Source organism: Shewanella sp. 10N.286.45.A1 (genome assembly GCF_041470405.1).
Taxonomy (GTDB): Bacteria; Pseudomonadota; Gammaproteobacteria; order Enterobacterales; family Shewanellaceae; genus Shewanella.
Map to the genome: position 1 here is coordinate 1 of NZ_JBFRMK010000145.1, position 9,642 is coordinate 9,642.

The 9,642-nt window shown below is 42.5% G+C and carries 11 protein-coding genes; 6 read left to right on the plus strand and 5 right to left on the minus strand.

Translation table 11 applies throughout. The annotated features are described in order from the left end of the window. Positions 1-259: 259 nt before the first annotated feature. The 4 genes from AB4238_RS11935 to AB4238_RS11950 are packed head-to-tail and all read right to left on the minus strand — an operon-like array spanning position 260 to position 3,851. Positions 260-826, minus strand: a complete 567-nt coding sequence (locus tag AB4238_RS11935; protein ID WP_372033644.1) for a TlpA disulfide reductase family protein — start codon at positions 824-826, stop codon at positions 260-262. After that, complete coding sequence (gene nrfF / locus AB4238_RS11940) at positions 823-1,305, minus strand: heme lyase NrfEFG subunit NrfF (RefSeq protein ID WP_372033645.1); 483 nt, start codon at positions 1,303-1,305, stop codon at positions 823-825. Before nrfF ends, AB4238_RS11935 begins: the two co-directional genes overlap by 4 nt. After that, on the minus strand, positions 1,302-1,856 hold the full coding sequence (locus AB4238_RS11945) for a DsbE family thiol:disulfide interchange protein (RefSeq protein ID WP_372033646.1): 555 nt from the start codon (positions 1,854-1,856) through the stop codon (positions 1,302-1,304). The genes nrfF and AB4238_RS11945 overlap by 4 nt, the downstream gene beginning before the upstream one ends. Before the next feature lie 15 nt (positions 1,857-1,871). Next, positions 1,872-3,851 carry a heme lyase CcmF/NrfE family subunit gene (locus tag AB4238_RS11950; protein ID WP_372033647.1) on the minus strand — a complete coding sequence of 660 codons (1,980 nt, stop codon included), beginning with the start codon at positions 3,849-3,851 and terminating at the stop codon, positions 1,872-1,874. Positions 3,852-4,282: 431 nt separating this feature from the next. On the opposite strand from AB4238_RS11950, the gene ccmI reads away from it, so the two are divergent. Next, positions 4,283-5,536 (plus strand): c-type cytochrome biogenesis protein CcmI, encoded by a 1,254-nt coding sequence (ccmI, locus tag AB4238_RS11955; RefSeq protein ID WP_372033648.1) that lies wholly within the window; start codon positions 4,283-4,285, stop codon positions 5,534-5,536. 61 nt (positions 5,537-5,597) lie between these two features. On the opposite strand, the gene AB4238_RS11960 is transcribed toward ccmI, so the two are convergent. Further along, on the minus strand, positions 5,598-5,891 hold the full coding sequence (locus tag AB4238_RS11960; RefSeq protein ID WP_220740443.1) for a cytochrome c5 family protein: 294 nt from the start codon (positions 5,889-5,891) through the stop codon (positions 5,598-5,600). Positions 5,892-6,212: 321 nt separating this feature from the next. Here AB4238_RS11960 and ccmA point away from each other — a divergent pair, with 321 nt between their 5' ends. The 5 genes from ccmA to ccmE are packed head-to-tail and all read left to right on the plus strand — an operon-like array spanning position 6,213 to position 8,998. Further along, positions 6,213-6,863 carry a cytochrome c biogenesis heme-transporting ATPase CcmA gene (ccmA, locus tag AB4238_RS11965; RefSeq protein ID WP_372033649.1) on the plus strand — a complete coding sequence of 217 codons (651 nt, stop codon included), beginning with the start codon at positions 6,213-6,215 and terminating at the stop codon, positions 6,861-6,863. 9 nt (positions 6,864-6,872) lie between these two features. Beyond that, entirely contained in the window at positions 6,873-7,559 is a 687-nt protein-coding gene (gene ccmB, locus AB4238_RS11970) for a heme exporter protein CcmB (RefSeq protein WP_371995325.1), read from the plus strand. 1 nt (position 7,560) lies between these two features. Then, entirely contained in the window at positions 7,561-8,307 is a 747-nt protein-coding gene (locus tag AB4238_RS11975; protein ID WP_372033650.1) for a heme ABC transporter permease, read from the plus strand. Then, positions 8,307-8,504 carry a heme exporter protein CcmD gene (gene ccmD, locus AB4238_RS11980; RefSeq protein WP_371995326.1) on the plus strand — a complete coding sequence of 66 codons (198 nt, stop codon included), beginning with the start codon at positions 8,307-8,309 and terminating at the stop codon, positions 8,502-8,504. Before AB4238_RS11975 ends, ccmD begins: the two co-directional genes overlap by 1 nt. After that, complete coding sequence (ccmE, locus tag AB4238_RS11985; protein WP_020912158.1) at positions 8,504-8,998, plus strand: cytochrome c maturation protein CcmE; 495 nt, start codon at positions 8,504-8,506, stop codon at positions 8,996-8,998. The genes ccmD and ccmE overlap by 1 nt, the downstream gene beginning before the upstream one ends. Positions 8,999-9,642 lie beyond the last annotated feature (644 nt).

The following is a 9,642-nucleotide window of genomic DNA, read 5'->3' on the forward strand; positions in this document are numbered from 1 at the left end:
GTTAATCTCTCGCCTCTTCGTCAAAAGAGGTACTGATTACGCTGCAAGTCCCGTACTACCTAGCTTTTGCTAAGAGCGACTGGCCTGCTGTGCCGTGTCAGTGGATGCGCATTATAGGGAAATCCTGACAGAGCGCAAGGGGCTAAATGAGAAAAAATGCAATAAAACGTTTAAGCGCACATTTCTCAAACGATACGCGCAAAAAAGGGGCTAAAAGCCCCTTTTTATCGCCTATTTAAGACAGTTCAGTAATTCGCGACTACTTCGTTTGCTCTAAGAAGCCTTTTATCAGTGTTACTGCCTTATCATCGTCCCAATCTACAAAGGTACGCACAAATGCAATTAACTCACCCTCTCTATTAAGGATAAAGGTGGCAGGAATGGTATCCAGCGGGAATACATCACTTAGGCTCTGCTCTTTATCATAATAGGTCGTAAAGTTTTCCATTCCTAATGATTTAAGGAATGGTTCCACTTGCTTGTTACCGTCTAGATCTATCGATACCGGAAGAACTTCAAACTCTTCTGAACCGATTTTGTCAGAGAATCGACTAATAGCAGGAAGCTCTCTCACACATGGGGGACACCAGGTGGCCCACATGTTAACCATAATAACCTTGCCTTTGTATTGGCTAAAATCAACAGGTTGACCCTGACTATCCTTAAAAGGAACGGCTTCTATTGGAAATGGCTTAGGCAAAACACTAATTTGATCAACACTTGATTGGATCTGTTTGTCGCCTTGCTTTTGCATACCAGGGTAAGCTTGCGCTTGCCCTGCAAACATTAGCGTGGCTACAAAGAGTCCAAATACTATGTTTTTCATTTAGTATCTCGCTTCAATAGACGATCTAGCTCTTGCTGATCTTCCGAAGTTAGCTCATCTGTATTTGCTTCTGCAATACGCTGTTTGCGTATGAATAGAAAACCAATAAAGCCACCAAATATTAATAAACCGATAGGGCCTAACCAAAGAACATAAGTCTTGGCTTCCATTCTTGGCTTATAAAGTACGAATTCACCGTAACGACTTGTCATGAACTCTACAATTTCGTCGTCATTTTTGCCTTCGTCGACCATTTCGAATACTTCTAAACGAAGATCTTGTGCAACTGGTGAATTAGAATCAATCAAGTTTTGATTCTGACACTGAGGACAACGCAATGAATGCGCTAAAGACAGTGCACGCTTTTGGTTTTCTGGAGACTTAAATTCATAAGTATCTACTGGAGTCGCATTAGCTACTGATGCCATGCTCAGTAATAGCACAAGAGCAGAAAGGCTCTTAACTAATATCTTTATCATGATGCACCATCCTTCGCGGCTTCAGCCTGTAACTCTTGAACCATTGGGTAAAGAGTTTCTTTCCAAACACGAGAGTCAATTGGACCCGCATATCTGTAACGAATAATCCCTTTGTGATCGACTAAGAAACTTTCAGGAGCACCGTAGACACCTAAATCTAATCCTAGACGGCCGTTATGGTCGTAGATATTAATCGCGTAAGGATTACCTTCACGACTTAGCTCGCGAATAGCCAATGCTCGCTCATCACGATAGTTAATACCGTAGATAGGCAAAATATCTTTGCGCGCTAAGGTCATTAAAAAAGGATGTTCGTACTTACATGAAGGGCACCATGTTGCCCACACGTTTAGCAGAGAAACTTTCCCTTTAAGTGTCTCATTAGTCAAAGTCTCCCCTGACTTTTCCAAAATCTCTAGTTCGAAAGTCGGGATCGGCTTTCCTTCTAGAGCAGAATCGAGTTTTTGAGGGTTTAGGAAGAGCCCCTTGTAAAGGAACACTCCTAAACCTAAAAACACAACCAGTGGAAGAAATAAAACTAGCTTTTTCATACTCACCCTATTCCATTATGCCGTTGCTAATTTATCACTGTTGTCTGCGGCTTTTTTATCAGCACTCTTTGCTTTAACTCTGTAACGCTTGTCAGAAGCAGCAAAGAAACCACCAACCATCATAAAGATTGATCCGAACCATAACCAACGAACGAATGGCTTATAGTTAAGGCGAACAGCAAATTCTGTACGACTGATAGGGTCACCCATTGTGACGTAAAGGTCACGGAATAAGCCCCAATCAATACCTGCTTCGGTCATATCCATAGTACGTACATTATATTGGCGACGATCAGGTCTTAATAATGTGACGTATTCATCATCTTGATAAACTTCTATCTGACCTTGCTGCGCAGTGTAGTTAGGACCCACTACATTTTTAGTCTCAATATACTTAAAGGTGTAGCCCGCTAACTCTTGAGAGATACCAGGTCCCATACGGACACTTTTCTCAACAGAGTAATTAGAAACCATCGTTGCACCGACAACTGACACGGCAATACCTAGATGCGCAATGATCATACCTAGTTGGCTTCGACCAAGACGAGCCATATCGACTGGGCCTTCTTTGGTCTTAACCATATTGTAAGCAGCTCGGAATGTCATGATTGTTACCCAAGTTGCAGTACCAATACCGAACACTACCCAGATGTTAAATTCACCACCGGCAAGGAACGGTGCGGCAAGTCCAACAACAGAAGCGATAACAGCTGGTATAAGAAGTTGACGTTTCAACTCACCATCTTTTGACTTCTTCCAGCGGATCACTGGACCAATACCCATGAAACCAAATAGCACTAGTACAATTGGCACAAATACGGCGTTGAAGTATGGAGGACCTACAGAAATCTTGCCCATTCCTAATGCATCAATCAGCAGTGGGTAAAGCGTACCAAGTAAAACGGTACCACACGCTACAGTTAGCAATAAGTTACACACCAGCAGCATTGTCTCTTTCGACTTAAGCTGGAAGCGCGCAGGACTCTTCATCTCGCTCGCTCTGAAAGCAAACAAGGTTAGCGAACCGCCGACGGCTAGCCCTAGCAAGAGCAGAATGAACATTCCTCGACTTGGGTCTGCAGCAAATGAATGCACAGATGTGAGTACGCCAGAACGTACAATAAAGGTGCCTAATAAACTTAGCGAGAATGCGAAAATTGATAGTAGAACAGTCCAGTTACGGAAAGCGCCACGCTTTTCAGTCACAATAAGTGAGTGAACCAGAGCTGTACCAATCAACCAAGGCATAAATGATGCGTTCTCAACTGGATCCCAGAACCACCAACCGCCCCAGCCAAGTTCGTAATAAGCCCACCACGAACCAAGCGCGATACCACCAGTTAAGAATACCCAAGCAGCCAATGTCCAAGGACGGCTCCAACGAGCCCAAGCAGAATCCAAACGACCACTCATTAACGCTGCAATAGCGAATGCAAAGCTTACTGAGAAACCTACATAACCTAGGTACAACATAGGAGGGTGGAAGATTAAGCCAACATCTTGCAACATTGGGTTAAGGTCACGCCCTTCCATTGGTATCGGGAATAGACGTTCAAAAGGGCTAGAAGTCAGCAACATGAATAATGAGAAACCAATCAAAATCATGGCTAGAACCGCTAGAACACGTGCAGTAAAGACCTCTTCTAAGCCTTTACTAAACAGTGCAACGGCAGCTGCCCAAGCCGATAATGAGAACACCCAAAACAGCAATGAACCTTCATGACCACCCCAGACTGCAGCAATCTTAAAGAAGATTGGCAATTCGGAATTGGAATGGTGCGCTACATAAGCGACGGAAAAATCGTCGACGGCAAAACTATAACCGAGCGCGATAACGGAGAACAGAATAAAAAAGAACATTCCGTATGTTAATGGCCAAGCATAGCGCACCAAGTATTGGTCTTTGCGAGCTACACCTACTAAAGGGACGATAGCTAAAAGCATGGCAAATGCCACACCGATAATCAGCGAAAAGTGTCCTAATTCTGGGATCATGGGTTTTCCTCAGTCCTAAATCATGTATTGATAAGCATACGCTAATATCATTACACACGAATCCGTAGTTAACACTACTAAAAGGGTACAAATTTAGCTCAGTTTAGTATTTGCTATTGTTCCTGTCTGCCTATTTCGTACAAATATGGGTGACTTGTCTCATTCTTTCCCTATCTTATTACGAGCAACACATAAACAGTTGTTCAAAAATTCCACCGTAAACTGAGCATATTTAGTGGGATTTTTAAGTCAGACTCAAGAAGTTCCCGTAAGTTTCGAGTTATTTTGCAAATAAAATCAATCTGTGAACAAGTACGCAACTATGACGATTTCAGGTTATATTACTGTTCAATGAATAATCTTTACGTATAATCTTATTCCTAGTTCAGCGGTGAATCCGCTTTTTCGCAAACTAAAGTGAAATAGACATAATGACCACATTCTGGATCTTGATAGCCTTATTTGTGTTGGTCAGCCTAGCGCTGATTTGGTTCCCACATTTTCGTCAGCAGCAAATGCGACGGACAGAAGAAGCCGGTGTTCGCAAAAGCACCAACTTAGAATTATTTAATGAACGTCTTTCTGTTTTAGAGAAAGAAGTAGAAGAAGATTTACTTGATCAAGCTGAATTCGATGCGCTTAAGAAAGAGCTCGAAATAAGCCTGCTTCAAGATATGAAACAAGGTGACGATGAGTCTCTTGTTAATAAAGTAAAGCCTAAAAGTATTGCCTGGCCAGCTGTTATGTCAGCAATCATTCTAGGTATTTCAGGCTATATGTACTCAACACTAGGTGCATATGAAAACTTAGACAAGCCGATGGCAGCTAATGAAGCACATTCAGGTATGGATGCTGCGCAAATGATGTCTCAGCGAGTACAAATGATGGAAGCACAGGCCAAAGCTGAACCTGAAAACAGTCAGCTATGGTTTAGTCTTGGTCATACATATATCTCAGCTAATCGTTATGACGATGCCATCATGGCATTCGACAAAACAATGGAGTTGGTTGGTGTACATGCTGAGCTACTAGGCCCTAAGGCAACAGCCTTATACTACCGCTCGAACCAACAGATGACACCAGCAGTTCAGGCTCTTATCGATCAGTCGTTAGAACTTGATCCTTCTGACCCTTCTACATTATTGCTTGTAGGTATGGACTCTTTCTTCTCTGCAGAATATCAAACGGCTATCGATGCATGGCAATTGATTTTGGATAGCGAACGTAAAGATGTTGATCGCAGTGCGATAATCAATGCTATCGACAGTGCTAAAATGAGAATGAGTGCGGAAGGTGAAATGCCTAATGATGACGCTCATAAGAACGTAAAACCTAAGGCTACAGTTAAGACTGTGACGATAGAAGTCTCTATCTCTCCTGAGCTACAAGCACAGGTTTCTAGCACTGATATGCTGTTCATCTTTGCTCGCTCTACAGAGGGCCCTAAAGTTCCATTGGCTGCAACTAAAGTGTCAGCTGACTCACTACCTGCTTCTATTACACTTGATGACAGCACCAATATGGGCGGCAATGTTAAGTTGAGTGATGCTAAAACTGTCGAAGTGATTGCAGTACTATCTAAGCACGGCAGCGTTAAGCCACAAGCCGGTGACATCCAAGGTAAACTTGCGATGATTAAAGTTGGAGATACTGGACAACTTGTTCTAGATACCCAAGTTCAGTAGTTGCAAATATCACCCATAAAAAAACCGGCTTAAGCCGGTTTTTTTATATCAGCAAAAAAGCTTACTTTGACATAAACTCAATTGCTTTCTTGTAGTCTTCATCTGAACAATCAGTACACATGCCACCTGGTGGCATTGCGTTTAGGCCTGATTTAACGCTTGATACTAGTGCGTCGGCGCCTTTCGCTAAGCGAGGCTCCCATGCCGCAGCGTCATGTGCTTTTGGTGCGCCAGCAACGCCCATGCTGTGACAAACTTGACAAGCTTTGTCGTAGACAGCTTTGCCATCTTGAGCAAAAGCACTTGTAGACAAAGTTAATGCAGCAGCTGCAGTCAGTGCTAATAATTTTTTCATTTTATAGGTTCCTAATGCAAATTCTAACAAAGCTCACGCTGCCCTTAGAGGATGCGGCAGACTTATTATCGCAGCGCTAGGTTACTACAAACTTCACCAAATGGCATCTATTTGTGATTTAAATCGCGTTAAAAGCTGTTTAGCAAGACATAGTTCTCAAAAACGTTAATATATTAGCAAATGTTTAAAAAGTTCCTAAAAACTTTCTAATATTGGAACTACATCAAATTGCTGACACTTAGCTCAACACGGAACTAAACGCTTGAAAGTCTATGTGTTAGTATCACTTGTGTTTTTATACGGCATGATATAGAGGGCTCAGTGGTAGAACAATCAAAAGCAACAACACTGGTATCAGCTAGTAACCTAACTTGTATTAGAGAAGAGCGTATTCTTTTTGACGAACTGAGCTTTGAGATCACCGAAGGCGAGATTGTTCAAATAGAAGGCCCCAATGGCGCGGGTAAAACAAGTCTTTTACGAATAATTGCGGGTTTGTCCCGCCCTTACGCTGGCCATATCAATTTTAAAGGTGAAGACATCAACCGATGTCGAGACGAGTATAACGATGAACTGTTATATCTAGGCCACCTCGCTGGTGTTAAAAGTGAACTAACCGCTGAGGAAAATCTTAACTTCAATTTAAGAATCAGCGGGTATGATGGCTTTGATACACGCGAAATCCTTTCAAAAGTAAATTTATCAGGTTTTGAAGAAGCTTTAGCAGGTCATCTATCAGCAGGCCAACATCGACGTACTGCGCTAGCAAGGCTATGGCATACTAACTGTAAAATTTGGCTACTTGATGAACCTTTTACTGCGATCGATAAAAAGGGCGTAGAAGAGCTTGAGCACTTATTTTTGGCTCATGCGAAACGTGGCGGTTGTGTCATCTTAACGACTCATCAGGACATGGGTGTGATTGGTGATGACATCTTGCGTAAAATTCGTCTTGATTATCGCTTTGTTTAGGAATTAGCAATGAAAAAAGGTATTAGTTATACCCAAGCTTTCGGTACGTTACTCAAACGAGATCTGCAGATTGCTATCCGTCATCGCGGTGATATTTTTAATCCATTATTGTTTTTTGTATTGGTTGTGACTCTATTTCCATTAGGTATCGGGCCAGAGCCACAAGTACTAACACGGGTCGCACCCGGTATTATCTGGGTTGCTGCACTCCTTGCATCGATGTTGTCATTAGAGCGTTTATTCAAAGCTGATTATGTCGATGGTAGCCTTGAGCAAATGCTGCTAAGCCCACAACCTCTGCCATTAATGGTTTTAGCAAAAGTGCTGGCACATTGGATATTAACAGGTGTACCTTTAATTTTAGTGGCACCTTTATTAGCAGTCTTGTTACACCTAGACACTAATAGTTATGGTGCGCTAATCGCAACATTAGCTCTAGGGACTCCAGTATTAAGTCTACTAGGAGCAATTGGTGTGGCATTGACTGTCGGATTACGTAAAGGTGGCGTGCTATTAAGCTTGCTCATTTTACCGTTGTATATTCCGGTGTTAATTTTTGCTACCAGCGCAATTGATGCTGCTGGAATGAATTTACCTTATGATGGTCAACTCGCTATAATCGGCGCCATGTTGATCGGTTCATTAACGTTAGCACCATTCGCAATTGGTGCTTCCTTACGAGTGAGTACTAACTAAAATGTGGAAATGGTTACATTCATACGCGGATCCAGAACGCGCTTATAAGCTTTCAAGCACGCTATTGCCTTGGTTTGCCACCTTAGCAATTGCATTTATCGGTATAGGCACAATCTGGGGCTTAGGTTTTGCCCCAACCGATTACCAGCAAGGCGACAGCTACCGTATTATCTTCATTCATGTACCGGCAGCCTCAATGTCTATGGCCGCATATATGGGTATGGCCACATGTTCATTCATTGGTCTGGTTTGGCAAATAAAATCTGCCGATTGGGCTGCTGCATCTATCGCTCCTATTGGCGCGGTTATTACCTTTATTGCACTTGTAACAGGCGCAACTTGGGGTAAACCTATGTGGGGCACTTGGTGGGTTTGGGATGCACGCCTAACGTCTGAACTAGTGTTGCTTTTCCTTTATCTAGGTGTGATTTCCCTTTACGCATCATTTGAAGATAAAGTGTTAGCGGCTCGTGCTGCAGGGATCTTGGCTATTGTTGGTGTCATCAATATCCCAATTATTAAGTATTCTGTAGATTGGTGGAGCTCGCTACATCAGCCGTCTACAATCCGTATTACTGAAAAGTCTACAATGTCGACAGATATGCTATATCCATTGTTGATTAACATATTTGGTTTCGGTCTGATGATCGCAGCAATTACATTAGTGAGATTTAGAGCAGAAATCTTAGCACGAAATGGAATGCGTCCATGGGTGCGTGAACTTGCTAAAGCAGAAGGGGTCAAATAATGCAATTCGACTCAATTAGTGAATTTTTTAATATGGGCGGCTATGCTTTTTATGTATGGCTTGCTTACGGTGTAACCTTCTTCTCCCTTGGAACGCTCGTCGTTTTAAGTGTTAGACAGAAACGTAAAGTGTTAGTAGAGATCGCGAAGAAGATTCAGCGAGAAGAACGCTTAAAAGAAACTCGGAGTACTAAATAGTGAATCCAAGAAGAAAAAAACGCTTAACCCTAGCAGTAGCTCTAATTGGTGGTGTGGCAGCAATCGCTTCACTACTATTATATGCACTAAACTCAAACTTGAACCTTTTCTTTACCCCTACTGAAATTGTTCAAGGTAAGAAAGATACCGGCGTTATGCCTGAGATCGGCCAACGTATCCGCGTCGGCGGCATGGTAACTATCGGCTCTATGGTTCGTGATCCTGATAGCCTTCATGTTGAGTTTGCTGTCCATGATGCTGCTGGCGGCGAAATCATCGTAACTTATGACGACCTGTTACCAGATCTATTCCGTGAGGGCCAAGGGATCGTCGCTCAAGGCGTTTTATCAGCTCCTGGTAAGCTAGAAGCAACTGAAGTCTTAGCAAAGCATGATGAGAACTACATGCCACCAGAAGTTGCTGAGGCTATGGGTCAGAGTCACGAAAAGCTTGATTATAGTGAAGACCAATCAAAGGCTGGCGGTTATAAGTAATTACTAGCGCTTTAAACCTAGAAGCCTTCATTTATTGAAGGCTTTTTTGTGAAAAGTACAAAACTCTTCCGCTCCGTAGCTACAATCTAAATTCCCAAACGATTCTATGGCATGCAAGTGCATTCATCGCCCTTCCCCTCAAGCACAGAAAATGTCGCACAACTGAATTGCTGAATAGACTTCTGCCAACGGATTTATACAAAGGCTACAATACTGTTCTCTAGACGACTTAAAGAATATTGGAGCTTATCATGCCCATAAACTCTTATACCCGAACTACCATTGTTAGATCTTACCCAAAGCCTTTATCTCGCAATTCCTGGAACTAATGATGCCATGAAACCTAGAACGATTAGCCTTACTCAGTCGTAGTCCTTACAGCTAAATCAGGCTTTGATGCCAATAGGTACGCGATACAATGCCGCAAGCATAAACATCTGCCGTACAGCCACCGGATACCGTAACAAACCGAATTCTGCATTAGTGACCTCTTTATGGCATGCGATCATCTAATCGTCTAGCTTAGACGACGAGTATAAGTGCCTTTAGCTTCAATATACATATGAACAATCTAATACCAATCAGTATAAGAAGCTGATCTACTCAGAGCGTTTTGGCACGCTAATTCAAAGTGAGTAATGACA